Origin of the sequence: Agreia sp. Leaf283 (assembly GCF_001422485.1) — a bacterium.
In the GTDB taxonomy this organism is placed as follows: Bacteria; Actinomycetota; Actinomycetes; order Actinomycetales; family Microbacteriaceae; genus Agreia.
The window spans coordinates 219,134-238,563 of sequence record NZ_LMNF01000002.1 but is presented as its reverse complement, the minus strand read 5'-3'; the positions used below and the strand labels follow the sequence as shown (position 1 = coordinate 238,563).

Genomic DNA, 19,430 nt, shown 5'->3' with positions numbered 1-19,430 from the left:
CCGCAGCCTGGCGCCCGCATCCCACTGGATAGGCTGATCCCCATGCCCGTGCGTATCAATCCCAGCATCCTCGCCGCCGACTTCGCCCACCTCGCGAGGGAGCTCGACCGCATCTCCTCTGCCGATGCGGTGCACGTCGACGTGATGGACAACCACTTCGTGCCGAACCTCACGTTCGGCATCCCCGTCGTGGAGCGGCTGCTCCAGGTCACCGAGCTGCCGCTCGACATGCACCTCATGATCACCGACGTCGACCGCTGGGCGCCCACGTTCGCCGAGCTCGGCGTCTTCTCCGTCACGTTCCACGCCGAGGCCACCGACGAGCCCGTCGCGCTGGCCCGCCGCCTGCGGCAGATCGGCGCCCGCGCGGGCCTCGCCATCAAGCCCGGAACCCCGGTCGAGCCCTACCTCGAGGTGCTCGACGAGTTCGACCAGCTACTGGTCATGACGGTCGAGCCCGGCTTCGGCGGTCAGTCGTTCATGCCCGAGACCATGGGCAAGCTGGTCGCCGCGCGCGAGGTCGCCTCCCGCTCGGGCCTCGACGTCTGGCTCCAGGTCGACGGGGGCATCAACCTGCAGACCATCGAGGTCGCCGCGCGCGCGGGTGCAGACACCTTCGTGGCCGGGTCGAGCGTGTTCGGCGCCGACGACGCGGGTGAGCAGGTGGGGCTGCTCCGCCAGAAGGCGCTCGAGCACACCCACGTCGCCTAAACTGCTCAGGTGAAGACTTTCGATGAGCTGTTCTCCGAGCTGAGCGCCAAGGCGCTCGAGCGCCCAGACGGCTCCGGCACCGTGCGCGAACTCGACGCCGGCGTGCATTTCATCGGCAAGAAGATCGTCGAAGAGGCCGCAGAGGTCTGGATGGCCGCGGAGTACGAATCCGACGACGAGATGGTCGCCGAGATCTCCCAGCTGCTGTACCACCTCCAGGTGCTCCTGATCGCCAAGGGACTCACCCCCGCCGACGTGTACCGACATCTCTGAGTCCGACTCCCACTCGTTTCGCACCCATAGCTGTCCAGACGGGCGAGCCCAGGCTCGCCCGTCGAAAACTCGAAAGACTCTTATGCTCAAGATCGCGGTGCCCAACAAGGGCTCCCTGTCCGAAACCGCCGTGCAGATGCTCGCCGAGTCGGGGTACCAGACCCGACGCGACAGCCGTGAGCTGCACCTCGTCGACGAACGCAACGGGGTGGAGTTCTTCTACCTCCGTCCGCGCGACATCGCCACCTACGTCGGCAGCGGCGCACTCGACATCGGCATCACCGGGCGCGACCTGCTCCTCGACTCCGAGTCTCCCGCCCGCGAGATCGCGTCGCTGCAGTTCGGCGAGTCGACGTTCCGCTTCGCGGGTCCGGATGGCGACTTCGCCGCGGTGTCAGACCTCGAGGGCCGGCGGGTCGCCACCAGCTATCCGGGGCTCGTGAAGGCGTTCCTCGCCGGCCACTCCGTCTCCGCCACTCTTGTGCGCCTCGACGGCGCCGTGGAATCGGCCGTGAGGCTCGGGGTCGCCGACGCCGTCGCCGATGTCGTCTCGACGGGCTCCACGCTCAAGAAGGCCGGGCTCACGATCTTCGGCCCCGTCATCCTCGAATCGTCGGCCGTCGTCATCTCGTCCGGCGTCGACAAGCCCGGGGCGGACACGCTGCTGCGTCGCCTGCAGGGCGTGCTCGTGGCCCGGCAGTACGTGCTGATGGACTACGACGTTCCGCTGGTGAAGCTCGACGCCGCGGCCGCCATCACGCCCGGCCTCGAGTCGCCCACCATCTCGCCGCTGCGCGACCCCGAGTGGGTCGCCGTGCGATCGATGGTTCCGCTGGCAGACACGAACCAGGTGATGGACGCCCTGTACGACGTCGGTGCCCGCGCCATCCTGGTCAGCCCGATCCACGCAGCACGGATCTGACCATGCCCGTCGCCGTTCGTGTCATCCCCTGCCTCGACGTGGCCGCCGGCCGCGTCGTCAAGGGCGTGAAGTTCGTGAACCTGCGAGATGCGGGCGACCCCGTCGAGCTCGCTCGCATCTATGCCGAGCAGGGCGCCGACGAGCTCACGTTCCTCGACGTGACCGCCACGGTCGACGACAGGTCGACCACCTACGACGTCGTGCGCAAGACGGCGGAGCAGGTCTTCATCCCCCTCACCGTGGGCGGGGGAGTGCGCTCGAGCGAGGACGTCGCGCGCCTCCTCGCCTCCGGAGCAGACAAGATCGGCGTGAACAGCGCGGCGATCGCGAGGCCCGAGCTGATCGACGAGATCGCCGACAGGTTCGGGGCCCAGGTCATCGTGCTCTCGCTCGACATCAAGCGCAGCGATTCGGTGCCCTCGGGCTTCGTCGTGACCACGCACGGCGGCCGTCGCGAATCCGGCCTCGATGCCCTCGACTGGGCCGCGGAGGCGATCAGGCGTGGTGCCGGCGAGCTGCTCGTGAACTCGATCGACGCCGACGGCACGAAAGACGGATTCGACCTCGAGCTCATCGGGCTGATGCGCTCGATCAGCCGGGTCCCCGTGATCGCGTCGGGCGGCGCCGGCCGCCTGGAGCACTTTCCCGAGGCGGTCCGCGCCGGCGCCGACGCCGTGCTCGCCGCGTCCGTGTTCCACAATCGTGAACTGACCATCGGCCAGGTCAAAGAAACGCTGAGACAGGACGGGGCGCTGATCCGATGAGCCAGACACCAGACGACGTCGAGGCCGTGCTCGCGCGGGCACACTTCGCGGCCGACGGCCTCCTTCCCGCGATCATCCAGCAGTGGGACACCAAGGATGTTCTTATGCTGGGCTACATGAACGCCGAAGCACTGCGTCGCACCCTCACCGAGGGCCGTGTCACCTTCTGGTCGCGCTCGCGCCAGGAGTTCTGGCGCAAGGGAGACACCTCGGGTCACGCGCAGTACGTGCGCGGGGCCGCTCTCGACTGCGACGACGACACGCTGCTCGTGCAGGTCGAGCAGATCGGTGCCGCCTGCCACACCGGCGCCCACGCATGCTTCGACGTCGATCCGCTCGACCCGGTGCTCGGCTTCTCAGAGGCCCCGGCATGATCGGGGGACGCGTCGCGTCGACGACGAGAGCCGAATTCGATTCGCGCCTTCACACGCATCGCGTGCTGCCCGTTCTCCGAACCCTCTTCGCCGACGGCGAGACACCGGTCGGCGTCTACCGCAAGGTGGCGAGAGGCCGCGCAGGGTCGTTCCTGCTCGAGTCCGCCGGACAGGGCGGCGTGTGGTCGCGATTCTCGTTCATCGGCGTCTCGAGCTACGGCGTGCTCACGAGCGAGGCCGAGAAGGCGGTCTGGGTCGATCTCGGGCTGCCGGAGGCCCAGGCGTTCCCCGAGGGCCTGCCGCAGCAGCCCCTGGCTGCGTTGTCCGAGCTGTTCCACACGTGGCAGACGCCGGTCATCTCCGGCCATCCGCCGCTCACGGGCGGGCTCGTCGGTTTCATCGGCTGGGAGACCATCCGTCAGATCGAGCACCTGCCCGACGCTCCGCCCGCCGACTACGCGGTTCCGAGCCAGGCCATGGGTTTCGTGCGCGACCTGATCGTGATCGACCACCTCACGGGCACCGTGCAGCTCATCGCCACGGTGCTCTCCGACGCCCAGGGCGATGCGGATGCCCAGTGGCGCGACTCGCAGGAGCGTCTCGACGCGATGCAGGCCGAGTTGGCGAAACCCAGCGAGGCCCGCCTCGACGAGGCCGACTTCGACACGGCCGGCCTGCCCCTGGCCCGCACAGAACGACACGACTTCCTCGACGCCATCGAGCGCGCCAAGGTGCACATCCGCGACGGCGACGTCTTCCAGGTCGTCATCTCGCAGCGCTTCGACCTCGAGTGCACGGCGGAGCCCATCGACGTCTACCGCGTGCTCCGCACACTGAACCCGAGTCCGTACCTCTATCTGCTCGCGCTCGAACGACCCGACGGCACGCCGTACACGATCGTCGGGTCGAGCCCGGAGGCACTCGTCAAGGTCGAGAACGGCCGGGCGTTCACCCACCCGATCGCGGGATCGCGTCCGCGCGGAACAACAGTCGAGAGCGACGTCGAGCTGGAGCACGAGCTCCTCGGCGACGAGAAGGAGAAGTCCGAGCACCTGATGCTCGTCGACCTCGCCCGCAACGACCTGCTCAAGGTCTGCGTGCCCGGCACGGTCGAGGTCACCGAGTTCATGCGCATCGAACGGTTCAGCCACATCATGCACATCGTCTCGTCGGTCGAGGGGGCCATCAGGCCGGGCGTAACGGCGATCGACGTGTTCAGCGCCACGTTCCCCGCAGGCACCCTCTCGGGCGCTCCCAAGCCCCGGGCCCTGCAGATCATCGACGAGCTCGAACCCGCCCAGCGCGGCGTCTACGGGGGAGTGGTGGGCTACTTCGGCTTCGCCGGCGACGCCGACCTGGCCATTGCGATCCGCACCGCCACGATCGAGTCGGGCGTCGCACATGTGCAGGCCGGCGGCGGACTCGTCGCCGACTCCGATCCCGACTCGGAGTTCCTCGAGTCGCAGAACAAGGCGGCAGCTCCGCTCCGGGCCGTCGCGATCGCGAACGCCATGAGGCGCATCGTATGACGACAGACACGGATGCTGCGGGTCCGGCCTCGAGACCGGGCTCGGCCCGCCTGAAGGGCCTGATGATCCTCGGGGTCCTCGTCGTGAGCGCCCTCGTGTTCCTGGCGTGGTCGCAGTCGTGGGGAACCCTGACCGTGACGGGCGACGGGGCATCCGGCCGCGCGCTCGACGTGCCCGGGGCGACGGCGGCGCCGGCCCTGGCCGCGCTCGGCCTCGCAGGACTCGCCAGCGCCGCCGCGCTGGCGATCGCGGGTCCGGTGATCCGCATCGTGCTCGGGGTGCTGCAGGTGCTGCTCGGCGCGAGCATCGTGCTCTCGGGCACCGGTCCGCTCGTCGACCCGGTGTCGGCGGGGGCTCCGGTCGTCACGGCGGCCACCGGTGTCGCCGGAACGGAGTCGATCAAGGCGATCGCGCGCAGCGAGGCCGTCACCGCCTGGCCGGTCGTCGCCATCCTGCTCGGCGCGCTGCTGGCCGTTCTCGGCATCGCCGTGGCCGCCACGACGACCCGCTGGCCCGCATCCGGACGCCGTTACCAGGCCGTGCGCTTCGCGTCGGAGGACGGCCGAGTGCTCGGCGCCGACGAACTGCTCGAGCTCGGCGCAGACGACGAGTCCACCGATTCCGACGCGTCGTCCGCGCCCGACGTGACGGAGAGCCCCGACGACGCGGCCGTACGCCGCAAGGCGACTTCGGTCGACAACTGGGACAGCCTGAGCCGGGGCACGGACCCCACCGCATAGGCCCGGTGCTGAAGAGCGCTCATCCGTTTTCGACTACAATTGACCTTCGAACAAGAGGAGTTCCATGAGCAACGTTTCTGAAGAACCGGGTCACGGCCACTCGCCTGCAGCCTGGACGGCCGTGATCGTGATGCTGATCGCTTTCAGCATCGGCACCGTAGCGTTCTTCTTCGACGTGCAGTGGCTCGTCTGGGCCTCGGCAGGGCTCCTCGTCGTGGGCGCGATCCTCGGCAAGGTCCTCTCCGTCGCCGGCTACGGCGCGTACAGCCCGCGGTACGCAGGCAAAGGACACTAGAGGGTGCTCGACCAGCTCCTCGCCGGGGCAGTCGAGGACGCCGCGACCAGGCAGCAGACCATGAGTCTGGCGTCGGTCGAGGCCGCCGCCCTGGCCGCACCCGCGCCCCTCGATGCGCTCTCGTTCCTCGCTCCCGCCGATCGCGTCAAGGTGATCGCCGAGATCAAGCGATCGAGCCCGTCGAAGGGCGCCCTCGCCGACATCGTCGACCCGCAGGCGCTCGCCCGCGAGTACGAGGCCGGCGGGGCCAGTGCCGTCAGCGTGCTCACCGAGGGCCGTCGCTTCGGCGGGTCGCTCGACGACCTGCGTGCCGTGCGCGCGGCCATCTCGATCCCCGTGCTGCGCAAAGACTTCATCGGCCTCGAGTACCAGGTGTTCGAGGCCCGTGCCGCGGGCGCAGACCTGGTGCTGCTCATCGTCGCCGCGCTCGACCAGGCGACCCTCGTCCGACTGCACGCGCTCATCACCGAGCTCGGTATGACCGCGCTCGTCGAGACGCACTCCGCCGACGAGGTCAGCAGGGCGATCGATCTCGGTTCCCGCGTGATCGGCGTCAACGCACGCAACCTCAGCACCTTCGAGCTCGACCCCGATCTCTTCGGGCGACTCGCGGGCAGCATTCCCGACGGCACGGTCCGCATCGCGGAATCCGCCGTCAAGACCGCCTCCGATGTGACCCACTACCGCCGAGCCGGAGCAGACGTCGTGCTCGTCGGCGAAGCCCTCGTCACCCACGGAAGCCCGCGCGAGACCCTCACAGAATTCCTGAGCGTGACACCATGACGATCGAAGCGACCCCCACCCACCTGCGCGACGAGCAGGGTCCGTTTTTCGGCGAGTTCGGGGGCCGGTTCATGCCGGAGTCCCTGATCGCCGCCCTCGACGAACTCTCCGCCGCCTACGACGTCGCGAAGGCAGACCCCGAGTTCCACCGCGAGCTGGCAGAACTGCACCGCACCTACACGGGGCGGCCCTCGATCATCACCGAGGTGCCCCGCTTCGCCGAGCACGCGGGCGGCGCACGCATCCTGCTGAAGCGCGAAGACCTGAACCACACCGGATCGCACAAGATCTGCAACGTGCTCGGCCAGGCCCTCATCGCCAAGCGCATCGGAAAGACCCGCCTCATCGCCGAGACCGGAGCGGGCCAGCACGGCGTCGCCACCGCGACCGCCGCCGCCCTCTTCGGCATGGAGTGCGTCGTCTACATGGGCGAGGTCGACACCGAGCGCCAGGCCCTCAACGTCGCCCGCATGCGTCTCCTCGGCGCCACGGTCATTCCCGTCACCACGGGCACGCGCACCTTGAAAGACGCGCTCAACGAGGCGTTCAGGGACTGGGTCGCGAACGTCGAGAACACGCACTACCTGCTGGGCACGGTCGCCGGCCCCCACCCGTTCCCCGTGATGGTGCGCGACTTCGTCAAGGTCATCGGAGAAGAGGCCCGCCAGCAGGTCATCGACCTGACCGGGGCGCTGCCGGATGCAGTGGTCGCCTGCGTGGGCGGCGGATCGAACGCGATCGGCATCTTCCACGCCTTCCTCGACGACCCCGATGTGGCCCTGCACGGATTCGAGGCCGGCGGCGACGGCGTCGACACGCTGCGCCACGCGGCCAGCATCACCATGGGCCGTCCCGGCGTGCTGCACGGATCGCGCAGCATCATGCTTCAAGACGAAGACGGCCAGACCGTCGACTCGCACTCCATCTCGGCCGGCCTCGACTACCCGGGCGTCGGGCCCGAGCACGCGTGGCTCGCATCCATCGGCCGCGCCACCTACACGCCGGTCACCGACGCGGCCGCCATGCAGGCGTTCAGGCTGCTCTGCCAGACCGAGGGCATCATTCCGGCCATCGAGTCGGCGCACGCCCTCGCCGGCGCCATCGAGCTCGGCCGCACGCTGGGCGAGAAGGCGACCATCCTCGTGAACCTGTCGGGTCGAGGAGACAAAGACGTCGAGACCGCGGGCGCCTACTTCGGCGTTCTGGATGCCGGGGCCGGCGCATGACCGGCGCGCGCGTCGTCGAGTCTCCCGTCGCATCCGCCATCGAGGCCACCAGGCAGAACCGCGCCGGCGCCCTCATCGGCTACCTGCCCGTCGGATTCCCGACGCTCGACGAGAGCGTCGACGCGGCGGTCGCCCTGGTCGAGAACGGCGTCGACGTTCTCGAGCTCGGCATTCCGTACTCCGACCCGGTGATGGACGGTCCGGTCATCCAGAAGGCGACCCAGGCCTCGCTCGACGGCGGCTTCCGGCTGCGTGACGCGTTCACGGCCGTCGAGAGAATCAGGGCAAGGGTCGACGCGCCCGTGCTCCTCATGACCTACTGGAACCCCGTCGTGCAGTACGGAGTCGGCCGCTTCGCCGACGACCTCGTCTCGGCCGGGGGAGCGGGCCTGATCACGCCCGACCTCACGGTCGACTCCGGAGCGGACTGGCTCGCCGAGAGCGATAGGACCGGCCTCGACAGGGTCTTCCTCGCCGCGCCCACCTCGACCGATGAACGGCTGCGGCTCGCCGTCGAGAACAGCAGAGGATTCGTCTACACCGTCTCGACGATGGGCACGACGGGCGCGCGCGCCGAACTCGGCGCGGCCGCGGAGACGCTCGTCGGTCGCCTGCGCTCCGTGGGATCCGTCAGGGCCTGCGTGGGAATCGGCGTGTCCACCCCGGAGCAGATCGCCGAGATCCTCGGCTACGCCGACGGGGCCATCGTCGGATCGGCCCTTGTGCGCGCCCTCGCAGACGACGGGGTCGCAGGCGTCGCACGCCTGACCGCCCGGCTCGCATCAGGCACCGCGCGCTGAGCGTCTGCCCGGCAGTCCTACAATAAGCAGCAGCCCCTCCTGTTCGTTCCGCTCGCTTCGTCGAGCGGACGGGCGCCCGCATGAGCACCACACGATGAAAGGTCGAAACCGTTGGTCTTCGCCCCCACCAGCATCCCGAGCCCGACGCCGGAATGGCAGAGCCTGAAAATCGATGTCAGCGGCTTGACCGGATGGCTGCACAGCCTGGGTCTGCCGCAGTACAACGACACGCTCGAGATCCGCGTCTACGCGCTCTGCATCCTCACGGGTATCGTGCTCGCCACCATCCTCACCTCGCGCCGGCTGACTGCGCGCGGGGCGGAGCCGGGGGTCGTGCTCGACATCATCCTGTGGGCGATCCCGTTCGGCATCATCGGGGCACGCATCTACCACGTGCTCACGCACCCCGGCGATTACTTCGGCGAGGGAATCGAGTGGTGGAAGGTCTTCGCGGTCTGGGAGGGCGGCATCGCCATCTTCGGCTCGCTCATCGGCGGCGCGGTCGGCGCCTACATCGGCTGCCGTCTGAGCGGCATCCGCTTCTGGACCTTCGCCGACGCCCTCGCGCCGGGCATGCTGCTCGCCCAGGCTGCCGGCCGCTTCGGCAACTACTTCAACAACGAACTCTTCGGAACGCCCACCGACCTGCCCTGGGGTCTCGAGATCGAGTCCTCGAACCCGGCCTTCCCCGTGGGCCTCGCCGACGGAACCCTCTTCCACCCCACCTTCCTCTACGAGGTGATCTGGAACCTCGCCGGCGTCGCCGTGATCCTGCTGCTCGAGCGCAAGCTCCACCTTCAGTGGGGCAAGCTGTTCGGCGTCTACCTCATCTGGTACGGCATCGGGCGCACGGTCTTCGAGACGATGCGCGTCGACCCGAGCGAGATCTTCTTCGGCGTTCGCACCAACGTCTGGGGCGCGTGGGCCGCCATCCTCGTCGGCCTCCTCATCATCCTCATCCAGAATCGCGAGCACCCCGGTGCCGAGCCCGGCCCGTACCGGCCCGGCGCAGAGTGGGTGCCGGCGGGGGCTGGGGTAGAATCGAGCGATACTTACTCGGACGACGAGCTCAGGGGCGATGGGGCCACCAGAACTCCCGAGAACGAATCCCTCGAACCAGGCGCCACAAGCGCTCTCGGTGCGAAGTCCTAGAACTGAAAACCACAGTCGCGTAACTCGCCTACTCAGCTTCTCGACCATCACGATCGCCGTCACGACCCGACAGGGCATCCCGGCATCCTCCCTCCATGGGCCAGCGGCGTCCCAGATCCTTCAGTAATCACGTAGAGGACGGCACTTCCTTGTCCCAGCAGCCACGGTCCGAGCACCCATCGCACACCCGCTTCAGCACGCTCCCCGCCGCCCAGGGGTTGTACGACCCCGCGGCGGAGAAGGACGCCTGCGGCCTCGCCATGGTCGCCACCCTGCGTGGAACCGCAGGGCACGACATCATCGACACGGCCCTGGGCGCGCTTCGCAACCTCGAGCACCGCGGCGCGATCGGCTCCGACGCCGGAACGGGTGACGGCGCCGGCATCCTCACCCAGATCCCCGACGAGTTCCTCCGCGCCGTCGGCCCTGCCGACCTGCCCCCGGTCGGGCACTACGCCGTCGGCAACGCCTTCCTGCCCACCGACCCGTCGAACCGCGAGACGATCGTTGCCCGCATCGCCGAGATCGCCGAGGTCGAGGGTCTGCGCATCCTGGGCTGGCGCGAGGTCCCCATCCGTCCCGACGAGCTCGGACGACTCGCCCGCGCGGCCATGCCCGCGATCTGGCAGCTCTTCGTCACCAGCACGACCCACGACGCCGATCGCGGTCCGCTGGCCGGCCTGGCGCTCGACAGGCTGACCTACCGCCTGCGCAAGCGGGCCGAGCGCGAGCTCGAGGTGTACTTCATGTCGCTCTCGTCGCGCACTCTCACCTACAAGGGCATGGTCACGACGCTCCAGCTCGAGCCGTTCTACCCCGACCTCTCCGACGAGCGGTTCGCCTCGAAGCTCGCCCTCGTGCACTCGCGCTACTCCACCAACACGTTCCCGTCGTGGCCTCTCGCCCAGCCGCTGCGCATGATGGCGCACAACGGCGAGATCAACACCGTGCAGGGCAACCGCAACTGGATGCGGGCGCGCCAGTCGCAGCTCGAGTCCGAGGTCATGGGCGACCTGACCCCGCTGCTGCCGATCGTCACGCCCGGCGCCAGCGACTCCGCCTCGTTCGACGAGGTCGTGGAGCTGCTGACCCTGGCCGGACGTTCGCTGCCGCACGCGATCATGATGATGGTGCCGGAGGCCTGGGAGAACCAGGCGGACTTCGACGAGAAGCACCGCGCTTTCTACGAGTACCACTCCATGCTGATGGAGCCGTGGGACGGTCCGGCCGCGCTCGTCTTCACCGACGGCGACCTGGTCGGGGCCACCCTCGACCGCAACGGCCTCCGCCCCGGACGCTACCTCGTGACCGACGACGACCTCGTGGTGCTCGCCAGCGAGATCGGCGTGATCGACGTCGACCCCGCCAGGGTCGTACGCAAGGGACGCCTTCGTCCCGGCAACATGTTCCTGGTCGACACCGCTGCAGGTCGCATCGTCGAAGACGAGGAGATCAAGGACTCGCTCGCCGAAACCGGCCCCTATGCTGAATGGCTCGACGCCGGCCGCATCAACCTGCGCGATCTCCCCGAGCGCGAGCACATAGTGCACACGCCCGCCTCGGTCACGCGGCGCCAGCGCACCTTCGGCTACACGGAGGAGGAGATCCGCATCCTCCTCATGCCGATGGCCAAGAACGGCGCGGAGCCCCTCGGAGCCATGGGCTCGGACACGCCGATCGCTGTGCTCTCCGAGCGGCCGCGGCTGCTCTTCGACTACTTCACCCAGCAGTTCGCCCAGGTGACCAACCCGCCGCTCGACTCGATCCGCGAAGAGGTCGTCACCTCCATGCGCCTCGGTCTCGGGCCGGAACGCAACCTGCTCGCGGCCACGGCAGAGCACACGCGCCAGGTCATCCTCGACTTCCCGGTCATCGACAACGACGAACTCGCGAAGATCCAGCACATCGATCCGCACTCCGGCAGCCGCATCACGACCACGATCCGCGGCCTGTACCGCGTGGAGGACGGTCCACTCGCCATGCAGGAGCGGATCGCCGAGATGTGCCGCGAGGCCGACGAGGCCATCGACAACGGCGCCGCCTTCCTCGTGCTGTCGGACAGGGACTCCAACAAGGATCTGGCTCCCGTTCCGTCGCTGCTCATGCTCTCGGCCGTGCACCACCACCTCATCCGCCAGGAGACCCGCATGAAGGTCGGCCTGATCGTCGAGGCCGGCGACGTGCGCGAGGTGCACCACGTCGCCCTCCTGATCGGCTACGGCGCGTCTGCGGTCAACCCGTATCTCGCCATGGAGACCTGCGAGAACCTCGTGCGCAGCGGCAGACTCACCGGGCTGACCCCCGAGAAGGCCGTCAAGAACGTCATCAAGGCGCTCGGCAAGGGCGTTCTCAAGATCATGTCGAAGATGGGCATCTCGACCGTGTCCAGCTACGCGGGCGCCCAGGCGTTCGAGGCGGTCGGTCTCGGAACGGACTTCGTCAAGGAGTACTTCACCGGAACCACCACCAAGCTGGGCGGAATCGGTATCGACGTCGTCGCATCCGAGAGCGCCAGCCGGCACCGCGCCGCCTACCCCGAAGACGAGGCCGCGTCTGCGCACGAGCCCCTCGCCACCGGAGGCGAGTACCAGTGGCGCCGCGAGGGCCCGCCTCATCTCTTCAACCCCGAGACGGTCTTCCGGCTGCAGCACTCGACGCGCAACCGCCGCTACGACATCTTCCGCGACTACACGCGGCTGATCGACGAGCAGGCCGAGAACCTCATGACCCTGCGGGGCCTGTTCAAGCTGCGCAACGGCGCCCGTCCGCCGGTGCCGCTCGACGAGGTCGAGCCGATCGAGTCGATCGTCAAGCGGTTCTCGACCGGCGCGATGAGCTACGGCTCCATCTCGCAGGAGGCACACGAGACGCTGGCCATCGCCATGAACTCGATCGGTGCGAAGTCGAACACCGGAGAGGGCGGAGAGGACACCGACCGTCTGCTCGACCCGCGCCGTCGCAGCGCGATCAAGCAGGTCGCATCCGGTCGTTTCGGCGTCACCAGCATGTACCTCACCCACGCCACCGACATCCAGCTCAAGATGGCGCAGGGCGCCAAGCCCGGCGAGGGCGGCCAGCTGCCGCCCACGAAGGTCTACCCCTGGGTCGCGCGCACCCGCCACGCCACCGCGGGTGTCGGGCTGATCTCTCCGCCGCCGCACCACGACATCTACTCGATCGAAGACCTCAAGCAGCTCATCTTCGACGTCAAGCGCGCCAACCCTCTGGCCCGTGTGCACGTCAAGCTGGTGAGCCAGTCGGGCATCGGCGCGGTCGCGGCCGGCGTGACGAAGGCCCTCGCCGACGTCGTCCTCGTCTCCGGACACGACGGCGGAACCGGCGCGAGCCCGCTGAACTCCCTGAAGCACGCCGGAACCCCCTGGGAGATCGGACTCGCGGAGACGCAGCAGACGCTCATGCTCAACGGCATGCGCGACCGCGTCGTCGTGCAGGTCGACGGCCAGATGAAGACCGGACGCGACGTCATCATCGGCGCCCTGCTCGGGGCGGAGGAGTACGGTTTCGCCACGGCGCCCCTCGTCGTGGAGGGCTGCATCCTCATGCGCGTCTGCCACCTCGACACCTGCCCCGTCGGCGTCGCGACGCAGAACCCCGAGCTGCGAGCACGGTTCACCGGCAAGCCCGAATTCGTCGTGAACTTCTTCGAGTTCCTGGCGCAGGAGGTGCGCGAGTACCTCGCCGAGCTCGGATTCCGCTCGCTCGAAGAGGCGATCGGACACCACGAGCTCATCGACATGAACGGCGCGATCGAGCACTGGAAGGCCGACGGCCTCGACCTGAGCCCGATCCTCGTCGGACCGGAGTTCACCGACGACGAGCCGCGCTCGAACCGCCGCAAGCAGGACCACGAGCTCGAGAAGCACTTCGACAACCGGCTCATCCGGGAGGCGCAGTCCGCACTCGAGTTCGGCGAGCCCGTGGCCATCACGCTGCCGATCCGCAACACGGAGCGCGCGGTCGGCACGATGCTGGGCAACCAGGTCACGCTGCAGCACGGCGAGGCAGGGCTTCCCGAGGGAACGATCCAGGTCACGCTGCTCGGCTCCGCCGGACAGTCGTTCGGCGCGTTCCTGCCCTCGGGCATCACGCTCCGGCTGGAGGGCGACTCCAACGACTACGTCGGCAAGGGCCTCTCGGGCGGCCAGATCATCGTGCGCCCCGACCGCAAGAGCCAGTTCGCGGCGGAAGACAACGTGATCGCCGGAAACGTCATCGGCTACGGCGCGACCCGCGGCAGCATGTTCATCCGCGGAATCGTGGGGGAGCGCTTCCTCGTGCGCAACTCGGGTGCGACCGCGGTCGTCGAGGGCGTGGGCGACCACGCGCTCGAGTACATGACCGGAGGCCTCGCGCTCATCCTGGGCTCGACCGGGCGCAACCTGGGCGCCGGAATGTCGGGCGGAACAGCCTATGTTCACCGCCTGCGCACCGAGAGCGTGAACCGCGATTCGCTGGCGAGCGGCGAGCTCAGCCTGCTTCCCCTGGGAAGCGCGGATGCGGAGATCGTTCGCGATCTGCTCACGCGCCACGAACTCGAGACGGGATCGACGCTCGCCGCGGCGATGCTCGCCGATTTCGACACGACCGTGACGGAGTTCGTCAAGGTTCTGCCCCGCGACTACGCCGCGGTCCTGCAGACCAGGCAGACGGCCGTCGATGAAGGACTCGATCCCGATGGCGACATCGTCTGGGGACGCATTTTGGAGGTAACCGGTGGCTGATCCCAAGGGATTCCTGAAGGTACAGGAGCGCGAGCTGCCCAAGAGACGACCGGTCTCGGTGCGGCTCATGGACTGGAAAGAGGTCTACGAGCAGGGAGACCCGTCGGAGCTCCGTCGCCAGGCCGGCCGATGCATGGACTGCGGCATCCCGTTCTGTCATCAGGGCTGCCCACTCGGAAATCTCATTCCCGAGTGGAACGACCTCATGTTCCGGGGCGAGGGTCGCCAGGCCATCGAGCGCCTGCACGCGACGAACAACTTCCCCGAGTTCACGGGCCGGCTCTGCCCGGCGCCCTGCGAGAGCTCCTGCGTGCTGGGAATCAACCAGCCCGCGGTCACGATCAAGCAGGTCGAGGTGTCGATCATCGACCAGGCGTTCGCGAACGGCTGGGTGCAGCCGCACCCGCCCGAGCGCCTCAGCGGCAAGACGGTCGCCGTGGTCGGCTCCGGCCCCGCCGGCCTGGCCGCGGCCCAGCAGCTGACCCGCGCCGGCCACACCGTCGCCGTCTACGAGCGCGACGACCGCATCGGAGGCCTGCTCCGCTACGGCATCCCCGACTTCAAGATGGAGAAGAAGCAGCTCGAGCTGCGTCTGAACCAGATGATGGCCGAGGGCACGCGATTCCGCGCCGGCATCACCATCGGCGTCGACATCTCGTGGGACGATCTGCGGGCTCGCTACGACGCCGTGATCGTCTGCACCGGTGCGACGGTTCCCCGCGACCTGCCCATCCCGGGCCGCGACCTCTCCGGCGTGCACTTCGCCATGGACTACCTGGTGCAGCAGAACAGGATCGGCGCCGGCGACACGATCGCCGACCAGATCACGGCCGAGGACAAGCACGTCGTCGTCCTCGGCGGTGGAGACACGGGCGCCGACTGCATCGGAACGGCGCACCGCCAGGGAGCTCGCTCGGTCACGAACCTCGCCATCGGCGCCCAGCCGCCCAGCGAGCGACGCGACGACCAGCCCTGGCCGACCTTCCCGACGCTCTTCGAGGTGTCGAGCGCCCACGAGGAGGGCGGCGAGCGGCAGTACCTCGCCTCCACGGTCGAGTTCCTTTCGAACGAGTCCGGCGAGGTCCGGGCCATCCGTGTAGCCGAGACCGAGTTCATCGACGGCCGTCGCGTGCCCAAGGCCGGCACGGAGCGCGAGATCCCCGCCGATCTCGTGCTGCTCGCCCTGGGATTTACGGGAGCCGAGCACGCCGATCTCACGAACCAGCTGGGCGCTCGTTTCGACGATCGCGGCACCGTCGGACGGGCCGGCGACTACCAGACGAGCGTTCCCGGCGTCTTCGCAGCCGGAGACGCGGGCCGCGGCCAGTCGCTGATCGTCTGGGCCATCGCCGAAGGACGTGCTGCGGCATCGGCCGTAGACGAGTACCTTGAAGGTGCCACGGAACTTCCGTTCCCCGTCAAGCCCACCGACCGCTCGATCTCCATCTAGAACGTCATTTCCCGTTCCATCCTTCATCCGATTCAGCCACTGATCCCTATTGCGCCCTCCTCGGGCGCAGAGAACACGGAGTACCACAACACGATGAGACGCGCAAAAATCGTCGCCACACTCGGTCCGGCAACGTCCACCTACGACGACATCCGGGCGATCATCGACGCCGGTGTCGACGTCTGCCGCATGAACCTGAGCCACGGAACGTACGACGTGCACGAGGGCATCTACGCCACCGTGCGCAAGGCCGCCGCAGATTCGGGTCGCGCCGTCGCGGTGCTGGTCGACCTGCAGGGCCCGAAGATCCGCCTCGGCAAGTTCGAGGGCGGCCCGTACTACCTCAGCGAGGGTGACATCTTCACGATCACCATCGACGATGTGCTCGGAACGAAGGAGCTGTCGGGAACGACGTTCAAGGGCCTGCCCCAGGACGTGAAGCCCGGCGACTTCCTTCTGATCGACGACGGCAAGGTCAAGGTCGAGGTCATCGAGTCCGACGACCGCACCGTGACCACGAAGGTGATCGTCGCCGGCAACGTCTCGAACAACAAGGGCATCAACCTCCCCGGTGTCGCGGTCAACGTGCCGGCGCTCTCCGAGAAGGACGAGGCCGACCTGCGTTGGGGCCTGAAGCTGGGTGCAGACCTCATCGCCCTGTCGTTCGTTCGCGACGCCAAAGACGTCGAGCGGGTCCACGAGATCATGGCGGAGGAGAACCGTCGCGTTCCCGTCGTGGCGAAGATCGAGAAGCCCCAGGCCGTCGACAACCTCGAAGAGATCATCGACGCGTTCGACAGCATCATGGTGGCCCGTGGCGACCTGGGCGTCGAGCTTCCCCTCGAGGCCGTACCGATCGTGCAGAAGCGCGCGATCGAGCTCTCCCGCCGCATGGCCAAGCCGGTCATCGTCGCAACGCAGATGCTCGAGTCCATGATCTCCAGTCCGATCCCGACCCGCGCCGAGACCTCCGACGTCGCCAATGCCGTGCTCGACGGTGCCGACGCCGTGATGCTGAGCGGTGAGACGAGTGTCGGCGAGTACCCGGTGATCACGGTGCAGACCATGGCTCGCATCGTCGAGTCCACCGAGGTGCACGGACTCGACCGCATTCCCGCGCTCGGCACGAAGCCGCGCACGCAGGGCGGCGCCGTGACCCTCGCGGCCGAGGAGGTGGCGAACTTCGTCGAGGCGAAGTTCGTGGTCGTCTTCACCGAATCGGGCGACTCGGTTCGTCGCATGTCGCGACTCCGCTCGAAGATCCCCATGATCGGACTGACGCCCGAAGAGGGTATCCGCAACCGCATGGCCCTCACCTGGGGTGTCGAGTCGTACCTCACCGAGCGCGTCAAGCACACCGACCAGCTCATGGTGCAGGTCGACGAGGTGCTCCTCAGCAATGAGTTGGCAGAAGCAGGCGACAAGGTCGTGGTGATCTGCGGATCCCCTCCCGGAAAGTCGGGCACGACGAACGACATGCGCATCCATGTCGTCGGCTCGGCCCACAACCCGTCGAAGCCCGAGGTCATCGAGAACTAGCACCACTCTCGAGAACTCGAAGCGCCCCCTCGCGACACTCGCGAGGGGGCGTTTTCGCGTCGTCAGGAACCGCTTGTACACCTCGGCGGCAGCGTTGACAATGGGCGGCGTCCGCTCTGTCGCCCGCTCATTCCGCGGAATAGTGTCAGCACATGACAGACACGACGAACGGCGAGATCAACGGAACGACAGCGCAGTCACCGGCCTCGACCGGCCCGGATGCGCGAACCATCGGCGACTGGACGGATCTCGGACGGGAGATGTGGTCGTACCTGACCGGCCGCGGCGCGGCAGTCAACTACAGCTTCGTCGACATGGTCGTCGAGGTTCCCCGAGACATCGGCCCGGACGCGCCGCGCGCGACCTGGAAGCTCAACGGCACGCTCCGCGTCACCACCAGCGACGACACGGCCGCCGGCTCAGACACCCTGCGGTCCTGACGGCCATGACGGCCGCCATCCGTTTCGACATCGACATGACCTTCGTCCTCGAAGGCGTCGACGAGGACATCGACGGGTCGGTTCGTGCGTCCGGCTCCACGATCGAGGTCGTCCTCTCCCATCCCGAGGCCTTCATCGATCGCACACGGGCCTCGCTGGGTCGCGTCCGCGAGCTCGCCCGCGGCCTGGCGAGCCGCGGCATCACGGTGCGCCTCTCCGGGCCGTCCGGCATGGTGGGGGAGCTGGGCGCCGTGAAGACGTCCGTCGCGCAGCGAGTCGCCTCGGGCTCGCCGCACATCCGCCTGGGCAGAGTGGGCGCCATCTCCTCGATGCTGAAGAAGAGGGCGTCGTCCGATTCCCCGACGCGGGTCGGCTTCCCGCCGTCCACGCTGCTGCCGCTGCTGCCCACGTTCGACCGCCACTCCAGGTTCCGACCGACCACGACGCACGCTGCACCGGGATCGGGTCGCCCCCGGCTGATCTTCGTGATCGGCTCCGAGAACTGGGACGGCTCGCCCCCGCGCGAATTCGATCTCCTCGACGGCGTGACGGTCATCGGGTCGGGTCCCGACGCCGATCTGCAGCTAGACGGGCTCGATCCCGTGCACGCGACCATCACACACACGGATGCCGACGAGTACGCGTTCCGCCTCGTTTCGCAGACGGACGACGGCGGGGCGGTGCCCCTCCTCGACCGCGACTCGCCGAGGCGAGCGACCGACCGGGTGCTCCGCACGGGTGCACGACTGGAACTCGGAGACTGGCGGCTCGGCTACTTCCGGGCCGAGTTCGCCGATCACGGTCGCCCCTTCGGTGGCAGGATGGGCGGGGAGCTCTCGCGGCAGAAGCCGCAGCCGCCCCGGCCGGGCGCACCGCGTCGTGGGGGAATGGAGCAGTAGCAGACGGGCGGTGCGCGTGGACGACGAGTCGATTCCCGTCTACGGCACGCCCGATGGCCTGCCTGCCGCTCACATCTCTCCTGTCTACGGCACGCGCGAGCCCGCCCCCTCCGCCGATGCGCCGGATCGGCCCCCGGTCATTCGGCGTCGATCGATTCAGAGGCGTCTGACCGAGGCCGTGCGTCGGCTCGTCCGCACCGTTCTCGAGCCGGGCGGCGGAAACGAACTCGACTGGAGCGACTACCCCGGCATCCACGCGGGGGATGATCAATCGGTCCTCGACGGCCTCCGTCTCGACGACGTCCTCGATCGCAACGACAGGGTGCTGGCCCGGGTGCGACGGGCGCTCGAGGCCGAGTTCCGTGTGCACTGGTGGGCGAACATCGACACGGAGTCGCTGGAGGTGCAGGACAACGCGTGGGGCGGGGCGAGCATGTTGCAGACCGCACGCTCTGCCACGTGGCGCACGACGTCGGGCCTCACGAGTGTCGAAGACAGGGACATGGCGGCGCGAATCGTGGGCGTCGCCCTCACTCATGAGGGCTTCGAGGACCAGAGCCTTCAGAGACTCGATGACGAATGGGTCCTGTCCGCACGCCATGCCGATATGCCTGAATCAGTGCTCACACTCCGGCTCGGCTACAGCGAGTTCGAAGTGACGTTGGACTCGTCCGGTGTTCTCGCCACCGAGCTCGAGACAGAATTCCGTCTCCGAGCCGAACAGTTCTCGCGACGCGACGCTTAACGAGGAATGACCCAGGCGATTCGCCTGGGCCATTCTCTGATGGGCT

Annotated in this window: 18 protein-coding genes; all 18 read left to right on the top strand. The window is 68.3% G+C overall.

Going from position 1 to position 19,430, the window contains the following annotated elements; all coding sequences use genetic code 11:
• Positions 1–42: 42 nt before the first annotated feature.
• The 18 genes from rpe to ASF51_RS09965 all read left to right on the top strand — a co-directional run bounded on the left by rpe (position 43) and on the right by ASF51_RS09965 (position 19,384).
• Positions 43–711, top strand: coding sequence for a ribulose-phosphate 3-epimerase (gene rpe / locus ASF51_RS10050; RefSeq protein WP_055928794.1), 669 nt, complete (start codon positions 43–45; stop codon positions 709–711).
• A 9-nt stretch (positions 712–720) separates the two neighbouring features.
• Positions 721–984 carry a phosphoribosyl-ATP diphosphatase gene (locus ASF51_RS10045; RefSeq protein ID WP_055928791.1) on the top strand — a complete coding sequence of 88 codons (264 nt, stop codon included), beginning with the start codon at positions 721–723 and terminating at the stop codon, positions 982–984.
• An 82-nt stretch (positions 985–1,066) separates the two neighbouring features.
• Positions 1,067–1,906, top strand: coding sequence for an ATP phosphoribosyltransferase (hisG, locus tag ASF51_RS10040; RefSeq protein ID WP_055928789.1), 840 nt, complete (start codon positions 1,067–1,069; stop codon positions 1,904–1,906).
• A 2-nt stretch (positions 1,907–1,908) separates the two neighbouring features.
• Entirely contained in the window at positions 1,909–2,670 is a 762-nt protein-coding gene (gene hisF / locus ASF51_RS10035; protein WP_055928786.1) for an imidazole glycerol phosphate synthase subunit HisF, read from the top strand.
• Entirely contained in the window at positions 2,667–3,044 is a 378-nt protein-coding gene (gene hisI, locus ASF51_RS10030; protein ID WP_055928782.1) for a phosphoribosyl-AMP cyclohydrolase, read from the top strand. The genes hisF and hisI overlap by 4 nt, the downstream gene beginning before the upstream one ends.
• A complete protein-coding gene (locus tag ASF51_RS10025; RefSeq protein ID WP_055928779.1) occupies positions 3,041–4,573 on the top strand; it encodes an anthranilate synthase component I in 1,533 nt (510 codons plus the stop codon). The genes hisI and ASF51_RS10025 overlap by 4 nt, the downstream gene beginning before the upstream one ends.
• Entirely contained in the window at positions 4,570–5,313 is a 744-nt protein-coding gene (locus ASF51_RS10020; protein ID WP_055928776.1) for a Trp biosynthesis-associated membrane protein, read from the top strand. The genes ASF51_RS10025 and ASF51_RS10020 overlap by 4 nt, the downstream gene beginning before the upstream one ends.
• Before the next feature lie 64 nt (positions 5,314–5,377).
• A complete protein-coding gene (locus ASF51_RS10015) occupies positions 5,378–5,608 on the top strand; it encodes a DUF6704 family protein (protein ID WP_055928774.1) in 231 nt (76 codons plus the stop codon).
• 3 nt (positions 5,609–5,611) lie between these two features.
• A complete protein-coding gene (gene trpC / locus ASF51_RS10010) occupies positions 5,612–6,391 on the top strand; it encodes an indole-3-glycerol phosphate synthase TrpC (protein ID WP_055928771.1) in 780 nt (259 codons plus the stop codon).
• The gene (gene trpB / locus ASF51_RS10005) at positions 6,388–7,617 is read left to right on the top strand and encodes a tryptophan synthase subunit beta (RefSeq protein WP_055928768.1); all 1,230 of its coding nucleotides are present in this window, start codon (positions 6,388–6,390) and stop codon (positions 7,615–7,617) included. The genes trpC and trpB overlap by 4 nt, the downstream gene beginning before the upstream one ends.
• On the top strand, positions 7,614–8,417 hold the full coding sequence (gene trpA, locus ASF51_RS10000) for a tryptophan synthase subunit alpha (protein ID WP_055928765.1): 804 nt from the start codon (positions 7,614–7,616) through the stop codon (positions 8,415–8,417). The genes trpB and trpA overlap by 4 nt, the downstream gene beginning before the upstream one ends.
• A gap of 111 nt (positions 8,418–8,528) precedes the next feature.
• Entirely contained in the window at positions 8,529–9,569 is a 1,041-nt protein-coding gene (gene lgt, locus ASF51_RS09995) for a prolipoprotein diacylglyceryl transferase (RefSeq protein ID WP_055928762.1), read from the top strand.
• Between the two features lie 95 nt (positions 9,570–9,664).
• A complete protein-coding gene (gltB, locus tag ASF51_RS09990; RefSeq protein ID WP_082479723.1) occupies positions 9,665–14,311 on the top strand; it encodes a glutamate synthase large subunit in 4,647 nt (1,548 codons plus the stop codon).
• Positions 14,304–15,761 (top strand): glutamate synthase subunit beta, encoded by a 1,458-nt coding sequence (locus tag ASF51_RS09985; RefSeq protein ID WP_055928757.1) that lies wholly within the window; start codon positions 14,304–14,306, stop codon positions 15,759–15,761. The genes gltB and ASF51_RS09985 overlap by 8 nt, the downstream gene beginning before the upstream one ends.
• 93 nt (positions 15,762–15,854) lie before the next feature.
• A complete protein-coding gene (gene pyk / locus ASF51_RS09980) occupies positions 15,855–17,300 on the top strand; it encodes a pyruvate kinase (RefSeq protein WP_055928753.1) in 1,446 nt (481 codons plus the stop codon).
• A 152-nt stretch (positions 17,301–17,452) separates the two neighbouring features.
• Entirely contained in the window at positions 17,453–17,740 is a 288-nt protein-coding gene (locus ASF51_RS09975; protein ID WP_235497208.1) for a hypothetical protein, read from the top strand.
• A 5-nt stretch (positions 17,741–17,745) separates the two neighbouring features.
• A complete protein-coding gene (locus ASF51_RS09970; RefSeq protein WP_055928750.1) occupies positions 17,746–18,639 on the top strand; it encodes an FHA domain-containing protein in 894 nt (297 codons plus the stop codon).
• Between the two features lie 10 nt (positions 18,640–18,649).
• Complete coding sequence (locus ASF51_RS09965) at positions 18,650–19,384, top strand: hypothetical protein (protein WP_157412100.1); 735 nt, start codon at positions 18,650–18,652, stop codon at positions 19,382–19,384.
• Positions 19,385–19,430: the final 46 nt, after the last annotated feature.

What these genes read in the sequence shown, in the direction of transcription:
- gltB (WP_082479723.1), top strand. Translation starts at nt 9,665, where the DNA reads ATGGGCCAGCGGCGTCCCAGATCCTTCAGTAATCACGTAGAGGACGGC.
- ASF51_RS10020 (WP_055928776.1), top strand. Translation starts at nt 4,570, where the DNA reads ATGACGACAGACACGGATGCTGCGGGTCCGGCCTCGAGACCGGGCTCG.
- ASF51_RS10025 (WP_055928779.1), top strand. Translation starts at nt 3,041, where the DNA reads ATGATCGGGGGACGCGTCGCGTCGACGACGAGAGCCGAATTCGATTCG.
- trpB (WP_055928768.1), top strand. Translation starts at nt 6,388, where the DNA reads ATGACGATCGAAGCGACCCCCACCCACCTGCGCGACGAGCAGGGTCCG.
- pyk (WP_055928753.1), top strand. Translation starts at nt 15,855, where the DNA reads ATGAGACGCGCAAAAATCGTCGCCACACTCGGTCCGGCAACGTCCACC.
- ASF51_RS10015 (WP_055928774.1), top strand. Translation starts at nt 5,378, where the DNA reads ATGAGCAACGTTTCTGAAGAACCGGGTCACGGCCACTCGCCTGCAGCC.
- hisG (WP_055928789.1), top strand. Translation starts at nt 1,067, where the DNA reads ATGCTCAAGATCGCGGTGCCCAACAAGGGCTCCCTGTCCGAAACCGCC.
- ASF51_RS09970 (WP_055928750.1), top strand. Translation starts at nt 17,746, where the DNA reads ATGACGGCCGCCATCCGTTTCGACATCGACATGACCTTCGTCCTCGAA.
- ASF51_RS09975 (WP_235497208.1), top strand. Translation starts at nt 17,453, where the DNA reads ATGACAGACACGACGAACGGCGAGATCAACGGAACGACAGCGCAGTCA.
- hisF (WP_055928786.1), top strand. Translation starts at nt 1,909, where the DNA reads ATGCCCGTCGCCGTTCGTGTCATCCCCTGCCTCGACGTGGCCGCCGGC.
- trpA (WP_055928765.1), top strand. Translation starts at nt 7,614, where the DNA reads ATGACCGGCGCGCGCGTCGTCGAGTCTCCCGTCGCATCCGCCATCGAG.
- hisI (WP_055928782.1), top strand. Translation starts at nt 2,667, where the DNA reads ATGAGCCAGACACCAGACGACGTCGAGGCCGTGCTCGCGCGGGCACAC.
- rpe (WP_055928794.1), top strand. Translation starts at nt 43, where the DNA reads ATGCCCGTGCGTATCAATCCCAGCATCCTCGCCGCCGACTTCGCCCAC.